The 26,208-nt window shown below is 66.6% G+C and carries 27 protein-coding genes; 11 read left to right on the top strand and 16 right to left on the bottom strand.

Annotated elements, in window-relative coordinates; all coding sequences use genetic code 11:
* Nucleotides 1-44 precede the first annotated feature (44 nt).
* The 7 genes from ACVRRC_RS12960 to ACVRRC_RS12930 form a co-directional block, all read right to left on the bottom strand.
* Nucleotides 45-1,208 (bottom strand): acetyltransferase domain-containing protein, encoded by a 1,164-nt coding sequence (locus tag ACVRRC_RS12960; RefSeq protein ID WP_011914042.1) that lies wholly within the window; start codon nucleotides 1,206-1,208, stop codon nucleotides 45-47.
* A gap of 195 nt (nucleotides 1,209-1,403) precedes the next feature.
* A complete protein-coding gene (locus ACVRRC_RS12955; protein WP_011914041.1) occupies nucleotides 1,404-1,820 on the bottom strand; it encodes a VOC family protein in 417 nt (138 codons plus the stop codon).
* 17 nt (nucleotides 1,821-1,837) lie between these two features.
* Nucleotides 1,838-2,257 (bottom strand): YciI family protein, encoded by a 420-nt coding sequence (locus ACVRRC_RS12950; RefSeq protein ID WP_011914040.1) that lies wholly within the window; start codon nucleotides 2,255-2,257, stop codon nucleotides 1,838-1,840.
* Between the two features lie 120 nt (nucleotides 2,258-2,377).
* Nucleotides 2,378-3,157: a CPBP family intramembrane glutamic endopeptidase gene (locus ACVRRC_RS12945; protein ID WP_106442141.1), complete on the bottom strand. Its 780-nt coding sequence runs from the start codon at nucleotides 3,155-3,157 to the stop codon at nucleotides 2,378-2,380.
* Nucleotides 3,129-3,683, bottom strand: coding sequence for a COG3904 family protein (locus ACVRRC_RS12940; RefSeq protein WP_048329652.1), 555 nt, complete (start codon nucleotides 3,681-3,683; stop codon nucleotides 3,129-3,131). Before ACVRRC_RS12940 ends, ACVRRC_RS12945 begins: the two co-directional genes overlap by 29 nt.
* Nucleotides 3,684-3,760: 77 nt before the next feature.
* Nucleotides 3,761-4,468, bottom strand: a complete 708-nt coding sequence (locus tag ACVRRC_RS12935) for an MOSC domain-containing protein (protein ID WP_019405258.1) — start codon at nucleotides 4,466-4,468, stop codon at nucleotides 3,761-3,763.
* 119 nt (nucleotides 4,469-4,587) lie between these two features.
* On the bottom strand, nucleotides 4,588-5,832 hold the full coding sequence (locus ACVRRC_RS12930; protein WP_019405257.1) for a M20/M25/M40 family metallo-hydrolase: 1,245 nt from the start codon (nucleotides 5,830-5,832) through the stop codon (nucleotides 4,588-4,590).
* 122 nt (nucleotides 5,833-5,954) lie between these two features.
* On the opposite strand from ACVRRC_RS12930, the gene ACVRRC_RS12925 reads away from it, so the two are divergent.
* The 4 genes from ACVRRC_RS12925 (at nucleotide 5,955) to ACVRRC_RS12910 (ending at nucleotide 8,909) form a co-directional block, all read left to right on the top strand.
* Nucleotides 5,955-6,398 (top strand): HIT family protein, encoded by a 444-nt coding sequence (locus tag ACVRRC_RS12925; RefSeq protein ID WP_013983560.1) that lies wholly within the window; start codon nucleotides 5,955-5,957, stop codon nucleotides 6,396-6,398.
* A 108-nt stretch (nucleotides 6,399-6,506) separates the two neighbouring features.
* Complete coding sequence (locus tag ACVRRC_RS12920; RefSeq protein WP_270067569.1) at nucleotides 6,507-7,514, top strand: ABC transporter substrate-binding protein; 1,008 nt, start codon at nucleotides 6,507-6,509, stop codon at nucleotides 7,512-7,514.
* Nucleotides 7,511-8,272 carry an ABC transporter permease gene (locus tag ACVRRC_RS12915; RefSeq protein WP_048329650.1) on the top strand — a complete coding sequence of 254 codons (762 nt, stop codon included), beginning with the start codon at nucleotides 7,511-7,513 and terminating at the stop codon, nucleotides 8,270-8,272. Before ACVRRC_RS12920 ends, ACVRRC_RS12915 begins: the two co-directional genes overlap by 4 nt.
* Nucleotides 8,265-8,909 carry an ABC transporter ATP-binding protein gene (locus tag ACVRRC_RS12910; RefSeq protein WP_048329649.1) on the top strand — a complete coding sequence of 215 codons (645 nt, stop codon included), beginning with the start codon at nucleotides 8,265-8,267 and terminating at the stop codon, nucleotides 8,907-8,909. The genes ACVRRC_RS12915 and ACVRRC_RS12910 overlap by 8 nt, the downstream gene beginning before the upstream one ends.
* A 5-nt stretch (nucleotides 8,910-8,914) precedes the next feature.
* On the opposite strand, the gene ACVRRC_RS12905 is transcribed toward ACVRRC_RS12910, so the two are convergent.
* The 3 genes from ACVRRC_RS12905 to ACVRRC_RS12895 form a co-directional block, all read right to left on the bottom strand.
* A complete protein-coding gene (locus ACVRRC_RS12905) occupies nucleotides 8,915-10,180 on the bottom strand; it encodes a DUF445 domain-containing protein (RefSeq protein ID WP_472997083.1) in 1,266 nt (421 codons plus the stop codon).
* 170 nt (nucleotides 10,181-10,350) lie between these two features.
* Nucleotides 10,351-10,749, bottom strand: a complete 399-nt coding sequence (locus ACVRRC_RS12900; RefSeq protein WP_011914030.1) for a hypothetical protein — start codon at nucleotides 10,747-10,749, stop codon at nucleotides 10,351-10,353.
* A gap of 128 nt (nucleotides 10,750-10,877) precedes the next feature.
* Nucleotides 10,878-12,893 carry a methyl-accepting chemotaxis protein gene (locus ACVRRC_RS12895; RefSeq protein WP_394391216.1) on the bottom strand — a complete coding sequence of 672 codons (2,016 nt, stop codon included), beginning with the start codon at nucleotides 12,891-12,893 and terminating at the stop codon, nucleotides 10,878-10,880.
* Between the two features lie 171 nt (nucleotides 12,894-13,064).
* Between ACVRRC_RS12895 and ACVRRC_RS12890 the strand changes: the two genes are divergently transcribed.
* From ACVRRC_RS12890 to ACVRRC_RS12880, 3 genes are all read left to right on the top strand, one after another.
* A complete protein-coding gene (locus ACVRRC_RS12890; RefSeq protein ID WP_020306956.1) occupies nucleotides 13,065-13,253 on the top strand; it encodes a hypothetical protein in 189 nt (62 codons plus the stop codon).
* Nucleotides 13,254-13,303: 50 nt separating this feature from the next.
* Nucleotides 13,304-13,513 (top strand): hypothetical protein, encoded by a 210-nt coding sequence (locus ACVRRC_RS12885; protein ID WP_048329648.1) that lies wholly within the window; start codon nucleotides 13,304-13,306, stop codon nucleotides 13,511-13,513.
* 85 nt (nucleotides 13,514-13,598) lie between these two features.
* Nucleotides 13,599-14,186, top strand: a complete 588-nt coding sequence (locus tag ACVRRC_RS12880) for a LysE family translocator (RefSeq protein ID WP_013983552.1) — start codon at nucleotides 13,599-13,601, stop codon at nucleotides 14,184-14,186.
* Here the strand turns inward: ACVRRC_RS12880 and ACVRRC_RS12875 are convergent.
* Nucleotides 14,183-15,031, bottom strand: a complete 849-nt coding sequence (locus ACVRRC_RS12875) for an AraC family transcriptional regulator (protein ID WP_048329647.1) — start codon at nucleotides 15,029-15,031, stop codon at nucleotides 14,183-14,185. The genes ACVRRC_RS12880 and ACVRRC_RS12875 overlap by 4 nt on opposite strands.
* Nucleotides 15,032-15,144: 113 nt before the next feature.
* On the opposite strand from ACVRRC_RS12875, the gene ACVRRC_RS12870 reads away from it, so the two are divergent.
* Complete coding sequence (locus ACVRRC_RS12870) at nucleotides 15,145-15,570, top strand: hypothetical protein (protein ID WP_048329646.1); 426 nt, start codon at nucleotides 15,145-15,147, stop codon at nucleotides 15,568-15,570.
* Nucleotides 15,571-15,579: 9 nt separating this feature from the next.
* Here the strand turns inward: ACVRRC_RS12870 and ACVRRC_RS12865 are convergent, their stop codons facing one another.
* Nucleotides 15,580-15,930, bottom strand: coding sequence for a DUF6746 family protein (locus ACVRRC_RS12865; protein WP_013983550.1), 351 nt, complete (start codon nucleotides 15,928-15,930; stop codon nucleotides 15,580-15,582).
* A 450-nt stretch (nucleotides 15,931-16,380) separates the two neighbouring features.
* On the opposite strand from ACVRRC_RS12865, the gene ACVRRC_RS12860 reads away from it, so the two are divergent.
* Nucleotides 16,381-18,000, top strand: coding sequence for a methyl-accepting chemotaxis protein (locus ACVRRC_RS12860; protein ID WP_048329645.1), 1,620 nt, complete (start codon nucleotides 16,381-16,383; stop codon nucleotides 17,998-18,000).
* Nucleotides 18,001-18,115: 115 nt separating this feature from the next.
* Nucleotides 18,116-19,123, top strand: a complete 1,008-nt coding sequence (locus tag ACVRRC_RS12855) for an alpha/beta fold hydrolase (protein WP_048329644.1) — start codon at nucleotides 18,116-18,118, stop codon at nucleotides 19,121-19,123.
* 26 nt (nucleotides 19,124-19,149) lie between these two features.
* On the opposite strand, the gene chrA is transcribed toward ACVRRC_RS12855, so the two are convergent.
* From chrA to ACVRRC_RS12835, 4 genes are all read right to left on the bottom strand, one after another.
* Nucleotides 19,150-20,508, bottom strand: a complete 1,359-nt coding sequence (gene chrA / locus ACVRRC_RS12850) for a chromate efflux transporter (RefSeq protein ID WP_048329643.1) — start codon at nucleotides 20,506-20,508, stop codon at nucleotides 19,150-19,152.
* Nucleotides 20,501-21,445 (bottom strand): chromate resistance protein ChrB domain-containing protein, encoded by a 945-nt coding sequence (locus ACVRRC_RS12845; RefSeq protein ID WP_272867419.1) that lies wholly within the window; start codon nucleotides 21,443-21,445, stop codon nucleotides 20,501-20,503. Before ACVRRC_RS12845 ends, chrA begins: the two co-directional genes overlap by 8 nt.
* Before the next feature lie 73 nt (nucleotides 21,446-21,518).
* A complete protein-coding gene (locus ACVRRC_RS12840; protein ID WP_011914020.1) occupies nucleotides 21,519-22,445 on the bottom strand; it encodes an alpha/beta hydrolase in 927 nt (308 codons plus the stop codon).
* Nucleotides 22,446-22,581: 136 nt separating this feature from the next.
* Nucleotides 22,582-23,808 carry an MFS transporter gene (locus tag ACVRRC_RS12835; protein WP_048329641.1) on the bottom strand — a complete coding sequence of 409 codons (1,227 nt, stop codon included), beginning with the start codon at nucleotides 23,806-23,808 and terminating at the stop codon, nucleotides 22,582-22,584.
* A gap of 351 nt (nucleotides 23,809-24,159) precedes the next feature.
* On the opposite strand from ACVRRC_RS12835, the gene ACVRRC_RS12830 reads away from it, so the two are divergent.
* Nucleotides 24,160-26,181 (top strand): methyl-accepting chemotaxis protein, encoded by a 2,022-nt coding sequence (locus tag ACVRRC_RS12830; RefSeq protein WP_048329640.1) that lies wholly within the window; start codon nucleotides 24,160-24,162, stop codon nucleotides 26,179-26,181.
* Nucleotides 26,182-26,208: the final 27 nt, after the last annotated feature.

Raw genomic sequence — 26,208 nt, 5'->3', positions numbered from 1 at the left:
TCGACTTGCGTCTGAAGGCTGCCGATGCGGCATGAGACCCGAGCTTACAGGTACTTGAGCCAGGCGATGTCCCGGCGCCGGGCCTTGAGCTCGGCAAACCAGCGCACGGCCGGGTACAGCGCCACCGCCAGCACAACGGTCCACAACCACAGCGGCCAGACCGCCTCGAAGCCGAAGTGGCTGCCACGGTTCAGGCCCCAGATCGCCACCGCGGCGAGGTAGAGCAGCTTCAGCACGTAAAGGTGCAGCAGGTAGAAGAACATCGGCGCTGCGCCGAACACCGTCAGCGGGCGCAGCCAGGCGCGATCCTGGCGGCGCTCGAAGTGGCGCAGCAGAAGCAGGCCGGTGCCCAGGGTCAGGCAGAGGAACAGCAGCGACGGCGGATATTTGGTGATGTTCAGCAGGCTCATCAGTGTCCGCAGTCCATCCTCGCCAACCACCCAGGGCTGCTCGCCGTAACCGTTGATCAGGCGTAGCAGAACGAACAGCAGCAGCGCGGCCCTGCCCCAGTTGGCGAGGTTGTGCTGACGGCGTTCGGCATCGGCGTTGCGTCCGAACCAGGGGCCGGCGGCGTAGCCCAGCGCGATCACGCCGATCCAGGGCAACAGCGGGTAGGAGGTGCGCAGCCGCAGGCTGTCCGAGACCTCGAGCCAGCCGCGATCATGCAGGATGGCCCACGGCAGGTGCATGGGTGATCCGACGGGGAAGTGCAGCGGATCGAGCAGGTTGTGCCCGCCGATGATCAGCAGTCCGAGCAGCACCAGCCACGGGCGTGGCAGCCAGAGCAGCGCCGAGAGGGCGAGCATGCTCAGGCCGATGGCCCAGATCACCTGGAGGTAGATGACCTGCGGCGGGAACTGGAAGGTCCAGGCGAAGTTGACCAGGGTGAACTCGAGCGCCACCAGAAACAGCCCGCGCTTGAGCAGAAAGCTCGACACCGCGTGGCGGTCCTGATGCTTTTCGCCATAGAGGAACGCTGATAACCCGGTCAGGAAGATGAATACCGGTGCGCACAGGTGCGCCAGGGTGCGGCTGAAGAACAGTGCCGGCTCGGTGACCGCCACGTCCATCGGATCCGGCACCTGCATGTGCAGCAGAAAGGTTTCGCGGACATGGTCCAACAGCATGAACAGAATCACCAGGCCGCGCAGCGCGTCGATGGATTGAAGGCGCGCCGCAACGGGCGAGGTCAGGTCGGGGGCGGGCATGCACGGCTCATGGCAGAAGTTCGCGGACAACGGGCGCGGAGGCCTTGAGGACGTAATGCCTCACGGCCAGGGTACGGCGGCGCCCGGCAAGGTGCGATACGTTATAACAAAAGTGCCGTGCATCCAAACGCCTGTCCGTCCCGCGCGCCGCTGTGCTGCTTCGGGGGCGACAGCGGCGCGGGGGCGAGGCTGGCGTCACTCGCAGTTGACCATCCAAGACAGACCGAAGCGGTCGGTCAGCATGCCGAAACGCTCGGCCCAGAAGGTCTTCTCCAGCGGCATGATCACCGTACCGCCTTCGCCCAGGGCAGCGAACAGCTGCTCGGCCTCGGCCACGCGGGTCGGGTGCAGGGAAATCGAGCAGCCCTTGATGCCTTCGTACGGTCCTCCGCCACAGGTGTCTCCGGGCAGCGTGTCGGAGGCCATCAGCGTGCTGTCGCCGAGGTTGAGGCAGGCATGCATGATCCGCTCGCGGTACTCGGCGGGGAACTGCTCGGCATCCGGCGCCTGGGCGAAGGTCATCAGCTCCAGGGTCCCGCCCAGTACCTGCTGGTAGAAGGTGAAGGCCTCGCGGGCATTGCCGTCATAGGTGAGGTAGGTGGAAAGCTTCATCTTCGTGCTCCTTGCTGTCAGTGGTTGAGTTGCGCACGCAGGCGTTCTTCCTGCTCGCGCAGTTCGGGGGTGAACTCGGCGCCGAAGTCTTCCGCTTCGAAGACCTGGCGGATCTCGATCTCCGCCTCGCCGATGGCGGACGGCGGGCAGCGCCTGACCCAGTCGATCGCCTCCTGCAGCGAAGCGGTCTGGAACAGCCAGAAGCCGGCGATCAGCTCGCGGGTCTCGGCGAACGGGCCGTCGATGACGCTGCAGCGCTCGCCCTCGAAGCGCACCCGCGCGCCCTTGCTGCTGGGCTGCAGGCCCTCGCCGCCGAGCAGCACGCCAGCGTTGGCCAGTTCTTCGTTGTAGCGGCCCATGGCCGCAAGCACGTCCTCGCCGGGCATCTGGCCGGCTTCGGTTTGCGGTGTGGCCTTTATCATCACCATGAAACGCATCGGTCGACTCCTTCGTTGGATGGAAAGGAGCCTAGACGGGGATGTCGGGATTTCCGCTGGCTCCGATCATTGGTCGAACGGGCGCGGGACAAATCGACAGGGCGGTGGAAACTTTCCGAATCAGCGCAGCGGATAGCTCAGCAGGAGCAGATGCAGGCAGTTGAGGAGGCCATGCAGTGACACCGCCACCCATAGCCGGTCGCCGGCACAGTGAAACGCCAGGCCGTAGCCCAAACCGGCCAGGCCGGCGAGCAGGGCGAAGCCGGTCCCGAAGGGCAGATGAGCCGCGCCGAACAGGATCGCTGCGAGGCCGATGCCACTGGCCGCGCCGAAGCGACGGACCAGTTCACGCTGCAGCAGAGCGCGAAAGATCAGCTCCTCTGCGAGACAGGTGACGGCCAGATTGACGGCCAGCCAGGCGAGGAACTGCTCCGGCCACTTCGGCTGCCAGGCGAGGACGCCGCCGGCCACCGCCAGCAGCGGCACGGATGCCAGGCACGCGACCGAGACCAGCCATGTGCATCGCTTCGAGCGCCAGGCCGCGCGCGGCTGGCCCAGCCACCAGGCGAGCAGCAGCGCGGCGACCATGGCCTTGTCCGGGCTGAGCCGCAGTTGCCAGGGCGCCGCACCGCCCAGGTCCTGGGGCGGCCCCAGCGGCAAGGGGTTGAAGCCGGGCAGCAGATGCGCGGCCAGCACAATGGCGCCGATCAAGGTGGTTGCCAGCCACGGTAGCCGTGGCAGGTACGGCTCGGCCAGCAGCCAGCCGGCGAACGCCAGCACGAGCAGCGCCCCGATCGGCTCGATCAGGCCGAGTGCCAGGCCGCTCAGCAGTGTGGCGAGAGGGACGCCCAAGGGCAGCGCGGCGCGCACGTCACTGCAGCCGGTAGCGCGCCAGTTCACGGGGCGTCAGCAGGCGCATGCGCCAGGGATCGATCTGCTGCATGTCATCGGCCAGTCGCGGGTTCACGCCCATGTCGCGCAGGTAGGCCTGCGGCGTGCGTCGCGGCCGCTGGCCGATGGACAGCGCCGACTCGCCGTTGGCGAGATAGGGCCGATGCAGGCCGACATAGCCACGTATGGTGCGTTGTCGGCCGGCCGCCAGCAGGTAGATGCAGCTGCCCTGGCAGACCGCGCTTGCCGGCACCAGCGCATCGAAGCCGGTTTCGCGCAGCAGGTAGCCCATGCGCATGGCCTCCGCGGTGCTGCCGCCGATGTTGTCGAGGATCAGCAGCTTGCGCGCGTATTTGCCGGGATGGGCCATGATGCCCTTGAGCAATGCCTCGTAGTCGCCCGGCGCGATCTGCTCGGTAACCCGAGCCACCAGTACCAGCCCCTGGTCCTCGTGCTCCAGCGGCAGTACCTCGACCTTGGCGTGGGCGGTGCAGGCGAACAGCGCCAGAGCGCAGAGGGTGGCGAGGCGGAGCATCGAGCAGGCGGTCCTGTTGTGGGAGGTGGCGAAGATACCTGCCGCGCCGGCTTTCGCCTACTGCCTTTGCATGTTGCTCAGCCGGCCGGCTGCTCGACGTTCGCCAGGCCGTCGAGGCGCTTGCTCCAGTCTTCCACCGCGTTGTTCTGCAGCCTGCGTTCGACGAGCGTGCGCCAGTTCGGCACCAACGGCAGTTCGGCCAGTTCGAGCAGGTCGGCGCGCTCCAGCGGTCGGCGGTAGAGCACGTCCATCACCCGCGTCAGAGGCCAGCGCGGGTAGGCGCGCTGCTCCAGCAGCAGTGCCTGGCCGACCTGCAGCTCGCCGGGCTCGAGCACCTGGTAATACCAACCGCACAGGCCGCTTCGCTGGACGCGCAGCGACATGTCCTTCACGCCGAAGCGGTCGTTGAGCTTCCAGCAGGGCTGGCGGGTCTGCGCCACCTGCAGCAGCACGTCGCCACAGCGCAGCACGTCGCCCAGGCAGAGGTCGGCCTCGCCGAGGCCGGTGGTGCTGATGTTCTCGCCGAAGGCTCCGGGCCGCTCGAGCAGCGGTGAATGGCCGAGCTGAGCACGCCAGTGGTGATAGTGCTCGAACGGGTAGTGATGCAGCGCCTTGTAGACGCCGCCATGCACACGGCGATCGCCCTGTTCGTCGCCGGCGAGCCCTTCGCTGTCGACCGCCACCGGCCCGGCAGTGGGCTGCTTGGCGATGGCGCTGTGGCTGCCGGGGCGGGTGAAGGGCACGGCGGTGCCGACGAGCAGCTGTTCGATCCTGGCCAGTTGCATGCGGGGGCTCCTTGCTGAAGGCGGCTGGCGAAGCGCCGATTGTGCCGCAGCGCAGGCCGTCTGGCCCGCGCTTCGTGACGCCATCCCGGCAAGGGGAACCGCCAGCCGCTCGCCGCCTGCTAGGGCGCGTCGGTGGACAGCGCGCGGATCATCGCCGTGGTCAGGTAGAGCCGCGGCGCGATGCTGGCCAGTTCGATGTACTCGTCCTCCGAATGCAGCCCGGCACCGACCACGCCCATGGTTTCCAGCACGGCCGGCTTGTCGCTGCCCGGCACATAGGCATAGCCGGCATCGGTGCCGAATCGCATGGCGATGGGTTCGATGCGCTGGTCGATCTCGCTGTACAGGCGCTGGGCGGTCTCGGCCAGGCGCTTGGACGCGGAATTTTCCGCCAGCGGCGGGCGACCCTTGTCGATGCGCAGTTCGACCTGGGTGTCATCGATCAGCCGGTTCTGAATGATGCGCTGGCCGTCGGCGAGCACTCGCTCGGTCTCAGTGAGGTCCGAGTAACGCATGTCCGCCTCGGCGCTGGCCTTGTTGGGAATGATGTTGCGCTTCTCGCCGCCGTCGATCATGGTCCAGCTGACCGTGGTGCCCTTGTCCGCATCTCCCAGATCCTTGAGCTGCACCAGCTGGTGCGCCAGCTCCAGGATGGCGTTGCGTCCATCTTCCGGTGCGGAGCCTGCGTGGGACGATTTGCCCTTGACCTCCAGCATCACGGCGTTGATGCCATTGGTGGCGGTGGTTACCGCGTCGCGATCCGGCGGTTCGTAGGAGAAAACGTAATCATGCTTGCGGGCGAGTTCGGCGATCAGTGCCTTCGAGCCCGCCGAGCCCATCTCCTCGTCCGGATTGAACAGCACAGTGATCGTGCCGTAGTCGTCGAACTGCTGGTCGCGCAGCAGCTTGAGCGCATGCAGGATCATCGCCACGCCGCCCTTGGCATCGGCGACACCCGGCCCGTAGGCGCGCTGCCCGTCCATGCGGAACGGGCGTTCGGCGGCGCTGCCTTCGGCGAACACGGTGTCGTAGTGGATCATCAGCAGGAAGTTCTTGCTGCCCTTGCCCTGCAAGGTGGCGACGATATTGTCCCCTACCGAGGGCGTGGCCGGTCGGGTGCTCACCTCGGCTCCCAGTGCCTGCAGGCGCTCGACCAGCATCTGGCTGACCGTGGCCAGACCCTTTTCCTGGCCGGTGCCGGTATCCACGGCTACCAGCTGCTCGACGGTTTCGAGATAGGCCGGCTGTTCGGCTTTCGCCTGTTTCAATAATTCGGCGGGTTCGATTTCGGCAGCCACGGCGGTCACAGACGACAGGCAGAGTGCGACTGCGGCGGCAAGCGGGGCGATGGCGCGGACGTGCATCGGGAAGACCTCGGATCGCGGGGGTGTTTAAGCTCAGAGCCTCGCCGCTGGCACACGTTCAGCGTTTCACCTCGCCTGGAGAGTGCTAAGGTCTGCCTTTTCCACTTGTCGGAGAACTCCCGGTGTCCCTGACCACGACCTACGATCCGCAGAACATCTTCGCCCAGATCATTCGCGGCGACGCCCCCTGCTACAAGCTCTACGAGGACGACGACGTGCTCGCCTTTCTCGATCTGTTTCCGCAGTCCTTCGGCCACACGCTGGTCATCCCCAAGCGCTCGGCGGCCTGCAACATCCTCGATGTGGACAGCGAGGCGCTCGCGAAGGTGATCAAGGTGGTGCAGAAGCTGACCCGGGCCATCGTCGCCGAGCTCGAGCCCGACGGCGTGCAGGTCGCCCAGTTCAATGGCGCGCCGGCCGGGCAGACGGTGTTCCATATCCACATGCACATCGTGCCGCGTTACGCCGGTGAAGGGCTGGGCATCCACGCGGCGGGCAAGGCCGATCCGGCGGAGCTGGAGAAGCTGCAGGCGCGCCTGCTGCAACGCATCGCCACCCAGGCCTGATCACGGCGCCGGCCATGTCGGCGGCCGGCGCGCTTCGCGACCATCGCAGCAGCAAACAGGCACCAAAGTACAATTCGTGCCCGCCGGGGGGCTTCGTACCCTGCGGGCATGATGCCTCCCACGCTCGTCCTCGTTCGCCGTATACAGCATGTCTTCAGCGCCTGCAGCAGGTGGCTGCGGTTCGGCGTGCTGCTGAGCATCGCCGTGCTGCCCTGGTGCGCCCGCGCCGAGGCGTTGCCGGTGCTCACCCTGAGCGTGCTGCAGTTCGGCACGCCGCACTGGGAGCTGGAACACCTCAAACGACGTCAGCTGGACCACGCCAACGGCTTCGAACTGAAGGTGCGCCTGGCGGCCGACGTGCCGGCGTCGCGCCTGGCATTGTCCAGTGGCAGTGTGGATGGTGCGGTGAGCGACCTGCCCTGGGCGCAGACGCGGTACGAGGCGGGCAGCAGCTATCGCTACCTGCCGTTCTCCTCGCAGCTCGGTGAAGTGCTGGTGCCGGCCGGTAGCACGATCCGCACGCTGGCCGATCTGCGCGGCAAGCGCATCGGCGTCGCCGGCGGGCCGGACGGCATCGGCTGGCTGCTGCTGCGACGCGCCGCGGCGGAGCAGGGCATCGATCTCGCCAGGGAGGTCCGCGTGCAGTACGCCGCGCCGCCGCTGCTGGGCCAGGCGCTGCGCCGCGGCCAGCTGGATGCGCTGCTGACGTTCTGGCATTTCTCCGCGCGCCTGCGTGGCGAGGGCGGGGTGCAGACTGCCTTCGGCCTGGCCGACCTGCTGGGCGATCTGCAGCTCGACGCGCAGTTGCCGGTACTCGGCTATCTGTTTCCCGAACCCTGGGCGCAGGCCAACGAAGCGTTGCTGCAACGCTTCGCCAGCGCACTGCGCCAGAGCAAGCACGAGCTCGCCAGCGAACCGGCGTACTGGCAGGCGATCCGTCCGCTCATGCGCGCCGAGGATGAGGCGGTGTTCGCCGCGCTGCGCGACAGCTTCGTCGCGGGCATTCCGCAGCCGCTGGATGCCGCACGAATCGCCGACCTGCAGCGGCTGCTGGTGCTGACCGGCAGCGATCCGGCTCGGCTGATGCCGGCCGCGCTGTTCCAGAGCGCACCATGAGCGGCTCGCGCTGGGCCTGCTGGGTGGCGCTGCCGTTGGCGCTGCTGCTCTGGGCCGGCATCGCACTGGTGGTGCAGACACCGATGCTGCCCACGCCCGCCGCTGTGCTCGAGACCTTCTGGCAAGCGCTGAAGAGCGGCGAGCTGCCCGAGCACCTGCTGGTGACCCTGCGCCGAGTGCTGATCGCGTTCGCCCTGGCCATGGCGCTGGGCACGCTGCTCGGTGTGTGGATGGGCCGCTCGCGGCTGGCCAATGCGCTGCTCGATCCGCTGCTGGTGCTGTTTCTCAACCTGCCGGCGCTGGTCACCATCATCCTGCTCTACGTCTGGTTCGGCCTGGTGGAAGCGGCGGCGGTGCTGGCGGTGGTGGTCAACAAGGTGCCGAACGTGGCGGTGACGGTGCGCGAAGGCGCCCGCAGCCTAGACCCCAAGCTCGAGCAGATGGCGCGGGTCTACGGCTTCGACCGCTGGCAGCGCATCGCCCACGTCTGGCTGCCGCAGCTGTTCCCCTACCTGATGGCGGCCACCCGCGGCGGGTTGGCACTGATCTGGAAGATCGTGCTGGTGGTGGAGCTGCTCGGTCGCTCCGACGGCATCGGCTTCCAGCTGCACATGGCCTTCCAGGTGTTTGACGTGGCCAGCATCCTCGCCTACAGCCTGGCGTTCATCGCCGTGGTGCAGCTGATCGAGCTGGCCCTGCTGCAACCGCTCGAACGCCGCGCCTCCGCCTGGCGCGAAGCGGGCGTGCGCCATGCTTGAGCTGCGCCTGAATGGCCCCGCCGTCGGCCACCCGGTGCTCGGTGTGATCGAGGGCCGGGTGTGTGCCGGCGATCGCATCTGCCTGCTCGGGCCTTCCGGTGTCGGCAAGACTACGCTGCTCAACGCCATCGCCGGCCTCGAGCCGCGGTTGAGCCCAGGCGTGCAGCAGCGTGCCGGGTTGCGCATCGGCTATCTGTTCCAGGAACACCGGCTGCTGCCCTGGCGCACGGTGCGGCAGAACCTGGCACTGGTCGGCGCCAGCCCGGCCGACATCGAGCGGCTATTGGCCGAGGTGGGGCTGGGTGGCGCGGCCGACAGCCTGCCGGATCAGCTCTCGCTGGGCATGGCGCGCAGGGCGGCACTGGCGCGCTGTCTGGCGATCAAGCCGGATCTGTTGCTGCTCGACGAACCCTTCGCCTCGCTGGATGCCGAGCGCGCCGCCGAACTGCGCGACCTGATAGCGCGGCTGCTCGTTCGGCACCCCGGGATGGCGATGATCTGCGTGACCCATGACCCGCGCGATGCCGACTACCTGGCCAACCGCCTGTGGTACCTGGTCGGCCGCCCGGCAACGCTGCGCTGCGATGAGCCGCTGGCGGCTGGTAGCCAGAGCGGCGCGCCGCTGCGTCGGGCCTGAACCCTTCAGCCTGCCACCAGCTGCGTCAGCGCATGCAGCACCAGTCCGACCAGGCCACCGACCAGGGTGCCGTTGATGCGGATGTACTGCAGGTCCTTGCCGACGCTCTGTTCCAGCTGCTCGACCAGTTCGCGGCTTTCCCAGTTCTCCACGCGCTGAGCGATATAGGCGCCGATCTGCCCGCGGTAGCGTTCCAACAGGCCGGGGGTGGCCGCCAGCAGTTGCTCGTTGATCCAGTTGCGCATGGACTCGTCCGCCGCCAGGCCGTCGCCGAGACCGCGGCAGAGCGCGACGATACGCCAACCGATGCGCGAATCGTCGCGGGCCAGGTCGCTTTCCAGCCAGGCTGTGAGTTCCTGCCAGAGGTTGCCGAAATAGGCGCTGGTGGCCGGGTGTTCCAGCAGTTGGGCGAGGATGCGCTCGACCTCCAGGGCGTAGTGCGGGTCCTGTTCCAGGCGTTCGATGTATTCGCCGACGTGCTCGTCGAAGCGCTGGCGGATCAGGTGTTCGGGGTCGGCAGCGATCTCGGCGATCAGCGCGGACAGGCCGTCGACGAACTTGTTGGCCGACCAGCCGCTCACCGGCCGGCTCAGGCCGAGATAGCGCAGGGTGCGGATTTCCCGGCTGATGGCGTCGGCGACCAGCGCGCGGGTCTGTTCGTCCTGCATGATCGAGTCGAGGCGCAGCAGCAGTTCGTCGAGCATCGCCTGATGGCGCCCCTGGCTGGTCAGCACGCGCAGTGCCTGGGCCAGCGGCGGGGCGAGGTCGAACTTGCGCAGGCGGCCGATCACCTTGGCTTCGACAAAGGCGCGCACGCGCTCGTCATGCAGCGCGGCGATGCCGAAATGCGCGACCCCGGTGAGCCGGCGGCCGACCGCTTCGGCATTGCGTGGATGGCGCAGCCAGCCAGCCAGGCGCGAGGCGAGGTCCAGTTCCTGCAGCTTGGCCAGTACCAGCGGCGTGGCGAGGAAATGGGTGGTGATGAAGCTCGACAGGTTGCGGCCGATGCGCGCCTTGCTGCGCGGGATGATCGCCGTATGGGGAATCGGCAGGCCGAGCGGGTGACGGAACAGGGCGGTGACGGCGAACCAGTCGGCGATGGCGCCGACCATGGCGGCTTCGGCGAAGGAGGCCACATAGCCCCAGGCCGGGTGGACGGTCTCGAAACGGGTCGCGACGATGTACAGCAGGGCGGCCAGCAACAGCAGCAGGCCGGCGACCAGCTTCATCCGCGAAACCGGTGACTGCCAGGCGCTGATCAGCGAACGCATGCGGTTCCTCGTGTCGATGGTGAGCGTGTGTGCAGTAGACAGCAAAGCAGGGATGGCGGTCGGTACGCGCTGCAGCTCTGCAGGGGAGGTTCAGCAGTTGGCTGCGATGCATCGGCGGGCTGAGCCCACCTCTGGGGCATGAAGCCGTGAGGTGGGCGTCGCCTCGTGGATCAGACCTCGTCTTCTTCCTCGCGGATCAGCACGTACTGGCCTTCGGCGTCGTTCAGGCAGTCCCAGACGTAGAACATCGAGATCTTGCCCGGGCTTTCGGTGACCGCGGCATAGTCGCCGGGCACGGCGGTGAAATAGACCCCGGAATCGGGTGCCGCCTGACAGGCGATGCGGGCGACGACGAAGGCTTCCGGCGCGGTGCCGTCGAAGTAGTCGTCGCGATCCTTGGCATCCCATTCGGCCGGCGCCTGGAAGGGGCCGGTGATGACGATGCGTGCGTCTCCTAGGTCCTGCTCTTCCGCTTCCTCGTCATATTCGTCGGGGCGGTAGAGGGTGCATTCCAGAGCGTCCGGGTTTTCGAGAATGGCCGCGCGGGATTGTGGGGTGAGTGTCTGCATGGAATCTCCGACTGCGGTTGGGTGAGCTGGCAGTGTGGTGGAGCGCAGCGGGTAGCGCAATCGGTTGGATGGTCGCGCCCGCCTGCGACGCCGTCCCGCGCGGCGTCACAGGCGCTGCCTGGCGAGGGCTAGGCGCGAAAGCGCTCGACCTGGGTGCGCAGTTCGGCTGCCAGCTTGTCCAGCTCGCCGGCGGTGCCGGCCAGGTTGGCGACCACCTCGCGCTGCTCCTGGTTGGTCAGTGCGATGCTCTGCAGGTTGCTGCTGAGCAGTGTGGCGGTACTGCTCTGCTCCTGGGTGGCGGTGCTGATGGCGCTGAACTGCTCGTCGGCACTGCGGCTCTGGTCGTCGATCAGGGCGAGCACCTCGGCCACCTTGGCGTTGCGCTGCAGGCCGTCGTCCATCAACCGCTGGCCCCGTTCCATGGTGCTCATGGCGTTGCCGGTTTCGGCCTGGATCTGGCTGATCATGCCGGTGATGCGGTCGGTGGCTTCGCGGGTGCGCGAGGCCAGGCTGCGCACCTCGTCGGCGACCACGGCGAACCCGCGACCCTGTTCGCCCGCCCGTGCGGCTTCGATGGCCGCGTTCAGGGCGAGCAGGTTGGTCTGTTCGGCGATGGCGGTGATCACCCCGACGATGCTGCCGATCTCCTGCGAGCGCTTGTCGAGGCTCTCCACCACGCGGGCGGTACCGCTCAATGCCGTGGCGATCTGCGCCAGGGCCTCGGATGCCTCGTCCATGGCGGCACGGCCGACACGGGTCTGCTCGGCATTGGCGCGCGCCACGCGCTGGGTGTCGCGCATGTTGTCGGCGATGTTCAGCGAGGTGGCGCTGAATTCCTCCACCGCACCGGCCATGCTGGTGATCTCGCCGGACTGCTGCTCCATGCCTTCATTGGCGCCGCCGGAAAGCCCGGCCAGCAGTTGCGCACGCTGGCTGACCTCGCCCGAGGCGCCGCGGATACGCGACACCATGCCCGACAGCGCGTCACCCATGCGGTTGAAGCTGTCCGCCAGCTGGCCGATCTCGTCGCGGCTGCGCACGTCCAGGCGGACGCTGAGATCGCCCGCACCCAATGCCTGCGCCTGCTGCACCACGGCAGCCAGCGGCTTGAGCTTGTGCCGCAGCAGCCAGATGGTCGCGGCAACCGCGAGGATCATCGCCAGCAGGTTGCCAATGGCCAGCCGGGCGCCGATGCTCCAGGTCACGTCCTGTATCTCGGCCGCCGGCATGCTCGCCAGCACGGTCCAGGGGCCGCCTTCGAAGAGGGTCGCGACGCTGTAGATTTCCTGGTCGGCATCGCTCCAGTAGCCGCCCGTGCCGTTCTGGCTGATCAGCTCGGCTACCGTTGCAGCGGCCTGGTCGGCCTGCCGCAGATTGGCCGGCGCGACCAGCCATTGGCGTTTTTCGTCGAGCAGCGCGAGCGAGCCGGTTTCGCCGATGCGAAAGCGCGCCAGGTTGTCGAACTGGATCCGTTGTGCGTCGGTGTAGTCGAAGCCGACGAACAGCACGGCGATCACCTGGCCGGCAGGGTCCTTCACCGGCGTGTACTGAGTCATGTAGTGCCGGTCGAAGAGGAACGCGCGGCCGATGTACTGCTTTCCACTGAGTAGCAGCGGATACGCCGGGTGCTGGCGGTCCAACAGGGTGCCGATCGCGCGGCTGCCGTCCTGCTTGGTGACCGAGGTGCTGACCCGCACGAAGTCGTCGCCCGTGCGCGCGAACACGGTGGCGACACCGGCGGTCATTTCGCGGAAGTCGTCGACCACGCTGAAATCGTTGTTCAGTGGCGCGCCTTCATGCATGAGCGCTGGCGTCATGACGCCGCCGACGTCGATACGCTGATCGGTGGCGAGCTGCAAGCCATCGCTGAAGCGCTTTTCGAACAGCCCGCTCAAGCGCTGGGTGTTCTCGCGCAGGGTGCCGTGGAAGGTCGCCAACTGATCGGCCAGCAGCCGTGCTTCGCTGGCCAGATGCTGCTCCCGGGTGTTGAGGTTGGATGCGCTCAGCGAGCGAAGCGCGAAGACGGTGCTGCCGGTGATGACCACGGCAAGAATGAGCGCAAGCGCCAAGCCGAGTTGCGAGGCGATTCGAGCACGAGGCTGCTGCAAGGGATCTCCTGACCGAGCAGAAAGGATGGAAGGCATATGCTCGATACATTCGACGCTATCGGCTTGGCGACATTGATCTTTAGACGCTGCGACGGGCGTGTTGTGTGGCCTGCACCGGCTTCGGACCACCGGTAGGCCGCGCCGCGAACGTCACGGCTTTTGCCGCCTCCAATCGATACCGAGCCACCACTGACAAGCGAGGCAGGCGTGAAAACAGACGAGCTGCAGGCGGGCGAGGAGCCCGACGTGACCATGACCGACTCCGGCGAGAAGAACCCCGGCGAGGATCCGGATTTCGACGACAAGCCGACCCGACTGGACAACCCGGACGAGCCCGAGGTGCTGTCGGACGATCCGGACATCCAGGGCATCGACGGCTCCAACCAGCCGAGCTAACGCCCCAACGACCCGCCTGTGGCGGGCCGTCCCTACGCGAGGACATATGCATGGACATCTATCAAGTCAGACCCACCACGGTGGGCTGGGAGCTGGAAGACCAGCAATCCCATGAAACCGTGCTGCGCACCCTTACCAAGGACGAGATGTACAGTGCCCTGGACGCCTTCATGGACGGCCGCACGGCGTCGGTGGAGGTCATCGGTCGCGACGGTGAGGTGGAGGAAGAGCGGCCCTATCGGGGCAGCCATCACCTGTGATTCGGCAGGGCAATTTCCTTCAATAAGGCGATCTCCCGCGCCGGGTAGCCTGCGGCCTTCCTAATCCAGGCAGGCACCGCTTCTCATGGAACTCTATCTCTCGATGGCCGCCTTCGCCCTGGCGTCCTCCATCACGCCCGGGCCGGTCAATCTGGTAGCGCTGAACTGCGGTGCGCGGTTCGGCTTGCGTGCCAGCGGCCGACACATCGCCGGCGCCACCCTCGGTTTCACCCTGCTGTTGCTGCTGATCGGACTCGGCCTGTACGAGTTGCTGGAACGCGCCCCGGTATTGCTGCGCGGCATTCAGTGGGGCGGTGTGGCCTTTCTGCTCTACATGGCCTGGCGCCTGGCCGCCGATGACGGACGACTGCAACCTCAGAGTGCCACAAGTGGGCCCTCGCTCTTGCAGGGTGCGCTGATGCAATGGCTCAACCCCAAGGCCTGGCTGGCGTCGGTGGCTGGCATGGGGCTGTTCGCGGCGAACGGTGATGTGCTGCGGATATGGCTGTTCGCCGGCCTCTACTTCCTGATCTGCTACGCCTCCATCGCCTGCTGGGCGGGCGCCGGTGCCTTGCTTGGTCGCTATCTGCAGGAACCGGCACGGGTTCGCTGGTTGAATCGCAGCATGGCATTGCTGCTGGCCGCCAGCGCGCTCTATCTGCTGCTGGGCTAGTGCCGCGCGGCCCTGGCGACACGGTCGCGGTACTGCCCGGGAGTCGCCGCCAGCTGGCGCTTGAAGGTGCGCTGGAAGTGCGCCTGATCGGCGAAACCCGCGGCCAGGGCCACCTCTGCCAGCTCACGCCCCTGGCGCAGCCAGTGCTGGCTGCGCTGGATGCGGCGGTTGAGCAGATAGGCGTGCGGGGTCATGCCGTAGTGCTGCTTGAAGGCGCGGATCAGGTAGGACGGCGACAATCCGGCGGCCTGGCAGATGTCCTCCAGGCGCAGGGCTTGGGTGCAATGCTCGGCGATATATTCGGCGGCGAGCCGCAGCTGTCGCAGCGGCTCGCTGGTCGCCCCGTGCGGAGCCGGGGCCAGCGCCTGTTGCAGCTGAGTGAAGAACTCGACCGCGAGACTCTGCTTGTGCAGCGTCTCGCCCTGCGGATCGGTCAGGCAGGCATGAAGCTGCGTCAGCGCACCGAACAGCCGCGGATCGACGCTTTGAATGGCGGCATAGGGCACGAAGCGGCCATCGCTGCTCGCCCCCAGCTCGTGCTGCAGCGCCCCCAGCCAGTGCGCATCGACATAGAACATCAGGTACGACCAAGGCTGGCCGTCGATGGGGTTGCAGGCATGCACGGTCTGCGGATTGATCAGCACCAGGGTGCCGCGGCTGATCCGTGCGCGGGCGTCACCGTTGAAGTAGGTGCTGGCGCCGGCAGTGATCGCGCCGATGGAAAAGGTCTCGTGACAGTGCGCGGCATAGCAGACCTTGCGGCCATCGGCGACGGCGCGCGCTTCCAGGAAGGGCAGGGCGTCGTCGCGCCAGAAGCGGGGTTGGTCGTCGTCCGGGTTGTTCACGTTGTGCCTGCCGTCATCGATACGAAACTGGGGTCTGACTCTAGCAATCATCCGCCGCTCTGGCATGCTCGATCGTCCGGCTCGCCGCTTCGTCTTCCGCACAAGGAGTTCCCATGCGCCCGTTGCTTGTCTTCACCGCACTGCTTTCGCTGGCCGGCTGCTCGTCGTGGCAGCCCGATGCCGAGGACATCGAGCCGGTGCCAGCCGAGCGGGTGCTGGCCTATCAGCAGCCGCTGGAAAACGGCGGCGAAGTGGTGGTGACGCGGGATTTCGGCCTGCGCGGCGGCGGCTGCTACATCGCCGTGCTGATCGATCGCCAGCTGGCGGCACGCATCCATGTCGGCGAGGTGGTGCGTTTCCAGGTGCCGGCCGGCGCGCGGATCGTCAGCATCGGCACCGATCCGCTGGATGACACCCTGTGCGGCAAGCTCAGCCTGCGCCGCGAGAAGCTGGCGCAGGTGCAGGCGGGCCAGACACTGGAGTATCGCGTCATCAGCGACAACCGCATCGGCTTCGACATCATTCCGGTCGCGCCGTAGCCCGCAGGGTTACTTGATCACCTTGCGCGCGGTCTCGAGGTATTCGTTGCCGTAGCGCTTAACCTCGGCGGCGTTCTGCGCCTCGGAGGCGATATGGATTTCCTCGAGGGTGTCGGTCAGGCCATCCATCTCCTCGTTGATCTTCTCCAGCGCGTCCTTGAGCGTGTAGGTCAGCTCGTGGATCTGCGCGAGGCTCTCCGGCGTCAGGCCCTGGGCCATGGCCTGTTCCAGCCGGCTGTTGTACTCGGAGAAGTTCTTCACCGCCTCGGCCAGGTTGCGTGACGGTTGCGCGTCGGCGATGGCGTGGCTGGCGATCAGGCTGGACAGCGCCAGCACGGCAGTCTGGATGAGTGTTTTCACGACAGGTCCCATGGGTCGAAAGATGGGGCGCGAAGGTATCATTTGGCCATCTGCGCGACGTGCAGCAGCGCACAGTCTGCGCTGCGCCATTAGTCGCATGCCGGCGATGCGCCGGGCTCGTCCTGACCATGCCGAAGCGTTCGGAGGGTGATGCTGCCGACTACCCGTCAGGCCTCTGCAACGCCTCTGGCACGCCCGTTGCGAGAGTTTTTTCCCTAAAGCGAAGAGGCGATCGGCCGATAGCGATTTGCTGCTGGCCGTTCGCCGCTATCGGTGCCAGCGCTCGGGGATTCAACAACAACTACCTCGTCCCGTCTCCAGGATTGCATGGTTCCGCAAGGGAACCGCAGGCCGGCACTGCCTCGTGTCGGCATGAACCAGTCGAACCTGTTGCCTTACTTGCCAATTTGCCACGCCTTCGGCGCCGGCATGCCATATGGAAAAGAACGAATGATGCAGCAACTGACTATCCGAGCCCGTCTGTTGATCCTGATCGGGGCAATGCTGAGCGCCTGTCTGGTCATCGGCCTGACCGGGCTGAACGCGCAGCAGCGCAGCGTCGCCGGCCTCAACACCGTTTACCTGGACCGCGTGGTGCCGTTGCGCGACCTCAAGCTGATCGCCGACCTCTATGCGGTGAAGATCGTCGATGCCACGCACAAGACGCGCAGCGGGATGCTCAGCTACCAGCAGGCGCGTGATGACGTGCGGACCGCGCGGGCCGAGATCCGGCGGCTCTGGGGCGAGTACATGAACACCAGCCTGATCGACGCCGAGCGGCAGGCCTCAGCCCGCATCGAAGTGCTGATGCAGAAGGCCGACGCACCGCTGGACGACCTCGAACGCATTCTCGACCGCCACAGCGAAAAGCGCCTGGCCGCGTTCGTCATCAACGATCTGTACCCGCTGATCGACCCGATTTCCGAGGGCTTCAGCGAGCTGATCGGCTTGCAACTGGGCGAAGCCAAGGGCGAGTACGAGCGCGCTCTGGCGCTCTATCAGCGCAATCGGGTGCTGAACATCGGTTTGCTGCTGGTCATGCTGATCGGCGGTGGGATTTTCGCCCTGGTCCTGCTGCGCAGCATCAGCCGGCCGCTGGAAGCGCTGAAGCAGGCGGCAGCCTCGGTCGCCGCAGGTGACCTGAGTCGTACCATCGAGTGCCGCGGGCGTGACGAGATCACCGAGGTGCAGCAGTCGATCCGGCAGATGCAGCAGACCCTGCGCGACACCCTGCAGGACATCCAGGGCTCGGCCACGCAACTGGCGTCCGCCGCCGAAGAGCTGCATGCGGTCACCCAGCACACTGCCCAGGGCATCCACCAGCAGAACGAGGAAGTGCAGATGGCCGCCACTGCGGTCACCGAGATGTCGGCGGCGGTGGACGAGGTGGCCGGCAACGCCAACCGCACCTCCGATGCCTCGCGTGATGCCGAGACGGTCGCCGATGCCGGCCGCCGGCAGGTCACGGCGACGCGCCAGACCATTCACCAGCTCAGCGATCGGCTGCAGGAAAGCGTCGGCACCGTGACGCGGCTGGCCGAGGAAGCGGCGAGCATTGGCCAGGTCGTCGACGTGATCCGTTCCATCGCCGAGCAGACCAACCTGCTGGCACTCAACGCGGCCATCGAGGCGGCGCGCGCCGGTGAGGCCGGGCGAGGTTTCGCGGTGGTGGCTGACGAGGTGCGCAACCTGGCGCAGCGCACCCAGAGTTCGACCCAGGAAATCGAGCGCATGATCGGCGCGATCCAGAGCGCCACCGAGCAGTCGGTGCACGATATGCAGCAAAGCAGCGAATTCGCCGCGCGCAGCCAGGCCATGGCCGACGAGGCGGATCAGGCGCTGGGGCTGATCGCCGAGCGGGTCGGGCAGATCAACGAGATGAACCTGGTCATCGCCAGTGCCGCCGAGGAACAGGCACAGGTGGCCCGAGAGGTGGACCGCAACCTGGTAGCCATTCGCGACATCTCCGAGCAGAGCGCCACCGGCGCGCAGCAGACTTCGGTGGCCAGCGACGAGCTGGCGCGGCTGGCCACGCAGCTCAATCGGCTGGTGGGGCGCTTCCGCCTCTGAAGCAACTCGCCGCGGACGCGGCCGGGACATGCGCTGTCGCAATCCGGTCGCGAACCCGGCAGCACGAATGCATTCCTATGTACGGAGCTGTCTCACCGAACAGAGGAGTCGCCCCGTGAAAACTGCCTTGTCCGCTCTGGCGCTTGCCGCCGGCCTAACCCTGAGCCTGCCAGTACTGGCCGAAAGCCGGACCAGCTATGGCCCGCAGCTGGAAGGCTTCAGCTATCCGCATCCGCTCAAGCACTATCGTTTCGAGTCCCAGGGCAAGCCGATGCAGATGGCCTACATGGACGTTGCGCCGACCGGCCAGGCGAACGGCCGCACGGCGCTCCTGCTGCATGGCAAGAATTTCTGTGGCGCAACCTGGGAGCGCACCATCGAGGTGCTCAGCGAGGCCGGTTACCGCGTAATCGCCCCTGATCAGGTCGGTTTCTGCAGTTCGAGCAAGCCCGAGGGCTACCAGTTCAGCTTCGCCCAGCTGGCGCACAACACCCAGGCCCTGTTGCAGCAGGAGGGCATCGACCAGGTCAGCGTCATCGGTCATTCCATGGGCGGCATGCTGGCCGCGCGGCTGGCGCTGAACTATCCGCAGCTGGCCGAGCAGCTGGTGCTGGTGAACCCCATCGGACTGGAGGACTGGCAGGCCGAAGGCGTGCCCTATGCACCCATCGATCAGCTTTACCAGGCCGAGCTGAAGACCGATTTCGACAGCATCAAGGCCTACCAGCAGAAGTTCTACTACAACGGCAACTGGAAGCCGGAGTACGACCGCTGGGTCGCCATGTTGGCCGGCATGTACGCCGGCGAGGGCAAGGAGCGGGTGGCCTGGAACCAGGCGCAGACTTCGGAAATGGTCTTCACCCAGCCGGTGATCCACGAGTTTGCCCGCATCAGCACACCGACATTGCTGCTGATCGGCGGCCTGGACCGCACCGCGCCTGGCGCCAACCGGGCGCCGGACGAGGTCGCCAAACGCCTGGGCAACTACCCGGAACTGGGCCGACAGGCTGCCGCCATGATTCCCCAGGCCAGGCTGGTGGCCTTCCCGGACCTGGGGCATTCACCCCAAGTCGAGGCGCCGGAAGAATTTCACCGTGCCTTGCTCGAAGGATTGCAGCGTTGAGCGATTCAGCTGAGTCGCCGGATGGCTTATCTCAGCAGATGCACTGCCAGGCCGGCCACAGCGCAGGCCAGCAACACCTGGATCACGCCACGCTTGTAGCGGAACAGCGCCACGGCTGCACCTAGCGCGATCATCGCCGAGGGCCAGTCGAATCTGCCGGCGAAGCCCTCTGGCCAGAGCACGTGGTAGCCGAAGAACAGCGCCAGGTTGACGATCACGCCGACCACCGCGGCAGTGATTGCGGTGAGTGGGGCGGTGAACTTGAGCTGGCCGTGAGTCGACTCCACCACGGGGCCTCCGGCCAGAATGAACAGGAACGACGGCAGAAAGGTGAACCAGGTGACCAGACACGCTGCGAGGGCGCCGGCGGCAAATGCCTGGTCGGCAGCGAAGACCGGCTGCACGTAGGCGCCGACGAAGCCGACGAAGGCCACTACCATGATCAGCGGGCCGGGCGTGGTTTCGCCCAGCGCCAAGCCATCGATCATCTGAGTCGGGGTCAGCCAGGCGTAGTGCCCGACTGCACCCTGGTAGACATAGGGCAGCACCGCATAGGCGCCACCGAAGGTCAGCAGCGCGGCCTTGGTGAAGAACCAGCTCATCTGGGTGAGTGTGCCGCCCCAGCCGAACAGCGCCATCAGCAGAGCCATCGGCAGTATCCAGAGCACGGCGCCGATGCCGAGCAGCGCGATCAGGCGAGGCCAACGAAAGCGCGCATGGGCAGGTGGTGGGGTGTCGTCATCGATCACCGCCGGGCCATAGGATTTGTCCGCCGCCGCATGGCCACCGCCAAGGTTGAACTGACCGGGCGCGAAGCGTCCGCCCAGGTAGCCGACCAGGGCAGCCCCCAGCACGATGAGCGGGAAGGGCACGTTGAGCGCGAAGATCGCCACGAACGAGGCGCCGGCGATAGCCCACAGCCAGCCGTTCTTCAGTGCGCGCGAGCCGATGCGGTGGGCTGCATGCAGCACGATGGCGGTCACGGCCGGTTTGATGCCGTAGAAGATCCCGGCGACCAGCGACACCTCACCGTAGACAAGGTAGATCCAGGACAGCAGGATGAGGATCAGCAGCGACGGCAATACGAACAGCGCACCGGCGACGATTCCGCCCCAGCTGCGGTGTAGCAGCCAACCGATATAGGTCGCCAGTTGCTGCGCCTCCGGGCCGGGCAGCAGCATGCAGTAGTTGAGTGCGTGGAGAAAGCGCCGTTCGGAGATCCAGCGACGCCGCTCCACCAACTCCTGATGCATGATCGCGATCTGCCCGGCCGGGCCGCCGAAACTGATGAAGCCGAGCTTGAGCCAGAACAGCAGCGCCTGCCTGAAACTCACGGGCTCGCTACGCGGTTGTGCCGAGTCGGGTTGCATGCTGTTGTCATTCATCGGTCTGCGTTTCCACGGCAAAGGCCGCCAGCAATCCATCGAAGATGGCGCAGGCGGCGTCCAGTAATTCGTTGTCGCTTTCCAGGCTGGCGCGCAGGCCGGCCAGCACTCGCTCCACGCCCGCGGCTTCGGCAGGCTGGGTGCCGCCGATGTCCAGGTAGTGCACAACAGCGGCCACTCGGTCGAGCCCGGGCGCCGCCAGGGAGAAGCTGGCCTGAATGGTTTCGAAAGTGACGCGGTCGCCGACATGGCTGAAGCGCGCGCCATCGAAATCAAAGCCCAGTGCCTCGCTCGGGCAGGCTTCGGGCGTCGGTAACCAGAGGATGCGTGCCGCGGGGTCGATAAAGCGCCTGATCAACCAGGCGCTGGCCAGGCGGTCGACCCAGGGTCGGCAGCGGGTGGCCCATGTGCGTCCCTTGAACTCGTGCAACGACAGCTGCTCCAGCGCCTGTGCCTGGCTGCTCGGCTCGGCGCGTGAAAGCGCCCGGCTGATGGCCAGTTCTAGCTCGCGCAGTCTGGCGTCGGCCTGCTGCTGCGCCGCATCCGGGAAAAAGTCGATCTCCGTGAGTTGGGCGTAGGCCTTGCGCAACTTGCGCGCTTGGCGCGTCAGCGACAGCGCGGTCTCCGGCGTGACCTGGATGAGCTGAGCATCGGCCTCGGCACGCAGACTGGCGTACTCCGACGCTCTGGAAAACAGTGAGACGAAGCGCTCGCCCTGGGGATCGCACACCGGCAGAACGCAGGCATAACCCTCGCCGCCGAGGATGTCGCGCTCGACACGGGACATGCTTTCGCGACAGGCCGGCTGATCCGGTAGTAGGTAGACGCCGTCGCGCAATACCGCAGCGCCGGCTGCCTTCAGTGCTCGCCAGGCGCGCATGCGTTCGGCGGCATTCGATGTCGGCAAAGCCAATATCAAACAGAGCCAATGAACCACTGTAGAGCTCTCACGTAAATGTGTGCGAACTCTACATCACTTATCGATAGTCAGCAGCGTATTGCTGCCGAATCTAATCGCGGCTGGAGATCTCCACCGACGGCTGACTGGCGGACTTGAGCAACGCCTGCAGTGCCCTGGCGTAGGCGCTGGGTGCTACGCGCAGGCTGTTGTTGTGCGTGGCGCCCTCCACCAGCAGCAGCTCCTTGGGCGGGCGTGCGGCTTGGTAGAGCTGTTCGCTGAAGCGTGCCGGCACGTAGCGGTCATCAGTGCCGTGTACCACCAGCAGCGGCATGCCGATGCGGTCGATCTTGTCGATCGAGTCGAATTTCTGCGACAGCAGCCAGCGCACCGGCAGCGTGGTGTCGGAAACCACCGTCGCCACGTCGGCCAGCGAGGTGAAGGTCGATTCGATGATCAGCGCCCGCGCTTGCGGCGGGCTGTCGCCGCGCTCGGCCTGTTCGCCAAGCTCGGCAGCGAGGTCCACGGCCACCGCGCCGCCAAGGGAGTGGCCGTAGATGAAGCGTTTGTCCGGGTCCGGTTGCAGCGCCTTCAGACGTTCCCAGCCGACCCGTGCGTCGGCGTAGACACTGCGTTCGGACGGCAGCTCGCCCAGGCTCTGGCCGAAGCCGCGGTAGTCGATGGCCAGCACCGAGAACCCCAGGTTGCGCAGCTGCTCGAGACGGAACAGATGGCCGGTGAGGTTCCAGCGCACACCGTGCAGGTAGAGCAGCGCGGGAGCATCGGCATCGGCCGCCGGCCACCACCAGGCGTGGATGTTCTGCTGGTTGCCGAAGGTCGAGTGCGTCAGCTGCAGTTCTTCGACGCCGCGGGGCAGGCCGCTGAACCAGGACGCGTTGCCCGGCTCGATGCGAAATACCAGTTCGCGTTCCTTCTGCGCGAGCACCGAACAGCCGACCGGCAGGCCAACGGCGATCATGGCAACCAGCAACAGGCAGAGCCGGCGGGCTTTGCTGCGGAACAGGAAGAAACGCTGCAAGGGCGTTCACCTCGACGATCAGAAAGCCATAGATGGGACCCGCTTGCCGGACGATCTGCAAGACGGGTCGTCGCAGCACTGATTTACTGCATGTTGCGCGCCAGCCTGGAGGCCGCTCGCCAGGCGAGGTTCGGCATCAGGAACAGCAGGCGGCGCTGCGGGCGTCGGCCTCCTGCTCGCTGCGTTGCACCTTCCAGGCCCAGGCGAACACCAGCAGGCCGCCTACGGCCGTCGCGGCGCCGATATAACCGGTGGAGGTCCAGCCGAGTCCGGCGGTGATCGCCAGACCGCCGAGCCAGGGTCCCAAGGCGTTGGCGATGTTGAAGGCGGCATGGTTGGAGGCTGCCGCCAGGGTCTGGGCATCCGCCGCGACGTCCATCAGATGGGTCTGCAGGGCCGGTGACAGCGAGACCATGGTGCCCACGGCGAATACCGCCGGAAAGATCGTCCACACCGAGTGCGCGGCCAGCGGAAACACCAGCAGCACCAGGGCGCTCCACAGCAGGAGCCAGGCGACCGCCTGGAAACGCAGGCGATCGAACAGCCAGCCGCCGAACACGTTGCCGACGATGCCGCCGAGGCCGAAGGCGGCCAGGGCGAAGGGAATCCAGCCGGCATTGACGCCGGTGACTTCCAGCAGGGTCGGCGCCATGTAGCTGAACACGCAGAACATGCCGGCGAAGCCGATGGAGCTGATCGCCAGGGCCAGCCAGACCTGCGGCCGATTGAAGGCGCGGATCTCGTGCAGCGGGCTGTTTCGCGGCTCGTCGCGGTTGAGCGGCAGGAACAGCGCCACCAGCAGCACCGTCAGCAGGGCGATGGCGCCGACCAGGGCGAACGCGTAGCGCCAGCTCAGCCACTGCCCGAGCCAGGTGGCCAGCGGGTTGCCGATCAGGATCGCCACTGTCAGGCCCATCAGCACCCGCGCCACGGCCTGGGCGCGCTTGTCCGGCGGCACCATGGAGGCGGCCACCAGCATTGCCACACCGAAATAGGCACCGTGGGGCAGGCCGGTGACGAAGCGGGCGATCATCAGGGTCGGGTAGTCGGGCGCCAGGGCACTGGCGAAGTTGCCTAGGGCGAAGAAGCCCATCAGCAACAGCAGCAGGTGCAGGCGGTACAGCCGCGAGCCGAGGATCGCCAGCAGCGGCGCACCCACCACCACGCCCAGCGCGTAGGTACTGATCACGTTGCCCACCTGGGGTTCGCTGATGCCAAGGCCCTCGGCCACATTGGGCATCAGGCCCATGATGGCGAACTCGCCGGTGCCGATGGCAAAACCGCCCATGGCCAGGGCCAGTTCGATCAGCAGCACGGCTCGGGCGGAAAGGGGCGGAGTCGCTGCGGTGGCTGGCGCCGTCATGGATACCTCGTCACGTCGAAAGGGGCGGCATTATTCACGCTTGCGGGCTCAGGTAAAGCCCGACTGCCAAAGAAGGAGATCACAGGGTGGTGGGATTGCATCGGCGCGCCGGAGTTCGACCCTGGGGAGGGCGGCGTGCGGGTCCGAGGCGCGGAATCGGATAATTGGATGGACGGTTGGCTGACGCCGGTTTTTTAACCCTCGATCTTGACTTTGGTCAGGGTGACCGAGAGGTCGCCTCCGTATTTTGCGCGCCAAGTCTCATCTCGTTCCGATCATCCAGTTAGCCCTGCCTCGAGCGGGCGACTCGGCCGGCTTCGAGAGGCATCTCGTATCGACCAGGACAACCCCATGAAACTCGTGTTTTCCCCCGCCGAACTGCTGATGAACCGGCTCAATTATCCGAGCAAGTTCGCCCTGATCGGGCTCTTGGTGTTCCTCGCCTTTGCCAGCCTGATGTGGACCATCGCCAGCCAGCTCAACCGCACCATCGAGCGCGCCGAGAACGAACTGGTGGCTTCCGCTCTGGCGCGACCGTTATCCAAACTGGTGGAACTGACCCAGCAGCACCGCGGCGTGTCTGCGATGCTGCTGGGCGGTAAATTGGGCATGGCCGATCGCCGAAGCGCGCTGCAGGCCAATGTCGATGGCGCGACGGCGGAGCTGAACCGTGTGCTGGCCGACGACAAGCGCAGCATGCGCGAATGGCAGGACATCGGTCGCGGCTGGGACGAGATCAAGCGGGACGTCAAGGGCTGGTCGCAGGCACAGAGCTACCAGGCGCACACCGCGCTGATCGGCCAGTTGCTGAACTTCCAGACGCTGCTGTCGGACGCCTACGGCCTGACCTTCGATCCGGAGCCGCAGACCTACTACCTGATGACCACGGCGGTCAGCCGCCTGCCGTTTCTGATCGAGCGGCTCGGCCGCCTGCGCGGCAGCGCCTCGGCGATGCTGGCCAAGGGCGCGATCAGCGACGAGCAGCGTACCGCGCTGATCGTCATCACCGAGGAAATCCGCTCGGCCACGGTGGAGATGGAACGCAGCATGGAGAAGGTCATCGCTCAGCGTCCGGAGCTGCAAGTACAGCTCCAGCGGGCAATGGCGACGCTGCGCGAGCGTGGCGAGGCGGTCGACCGGGTGGTGCAGGGCATGGTGCTGCGCGGCGATTTCACCAGCACCTCATCCGCGCAGTTCTTCGACATGACCACCGAGGCGATCGGCATTGCCTACACACAGATGTACGACGTGCTGCTGCCGAACCTGGATCAGCTGCTGCAACAGCGCATCGATGACGCCCGGCAGATGTTGCACGGCAACCTCGCCGTGCTGCTGGTGGTGCTGGCGGTGATCGGCTACCTGTCGGTGGGCGCCTACCTGTCGGTAATGACCAGCATCCGCAGCCTGCGCGAGGGCAGCGAACGCCTCGCCGCCGGCGATCTCACCGCCACAATCGAGCTGGCGGCACGCGACGAGCTGCGTTACGTGGCCGGCAGTTTCAACGACATGGCCGGCGCCATGCGCGCGCTGATCGGCAGCATCAAGAGCAACTCCGACCATGTGGCCGATTCCGCGCGCAGCCTGGCGACCGCCTCGGGGCAGATTCATGTGGCATCCCAGTGCCAGAGCGATGCGGCATCGAGCATGGCCGCGGCGGTGGAGCAGATGACGGTCGGCATCGAGAGTATCGCGCGCAATGCCGGCGAGGCCGACGCGCTGGCCCATCGTTCCGGCGAGCTGTCGCGCCAGGGCGGCGAGATCGTTGCCGCAGTGGTCGAGGAGATCAGCCAGATCGCCGTCTCGGTGAGTGATTCGGCGCGTACCGTCGCCGAGCTCGGCGAGCGCTCCGGGCAGATTTCCGCGATCGTCGGGGTGATCGGCGACATCGCCGCGCAGACCAACCTGCTGGCGCTCAATGCGGCGATCGAAGCTGCCCGTGCCGGCGACCAAGGCCGAGGTTTCGCCGTGGTGGCCGATGAGGTGCGCAAGCTGGCCGAGCGCACCGCCAACTCCACCAAGGAGATCGCACAGATGGTCGCGGCGATTCAGGAAGGCACCGAAGGGGCGGTGCAGGGCATGGAGCAGGGCGTGGCCAAGGTCAACGAGGGCGTCGCCCGGGCCCAGCGCGCCGGCGAAGCCATGGGCGGCATCCGCGAGGCGGCCAATCAGGTGCTGTTCACCGTGGCAGAGATTTCCAACGCGTTGCGCGAGCAGAGCGCGGCTTCCGCCGAGATCGCGCAGAAGGTGACCACCATCGCCCGCATGGCCGAGGAAAACGGCGAGGCGGTGGGCAGCAACCACCACACCGCCAGCCGCCTGAGCGAACTGGCCGGCACCCTGCTGGACAACGTCAGCCGCTTCAAGGCCGGCTGACCGGCGAGCTGCAACGGCACCGTCCGG

This window comes from Stutzerimonas sp. LR2, assembly GCF_055755175.1.
This window is presented reverse-complemented; position numbering and strand designations above follow the sequence as displayed.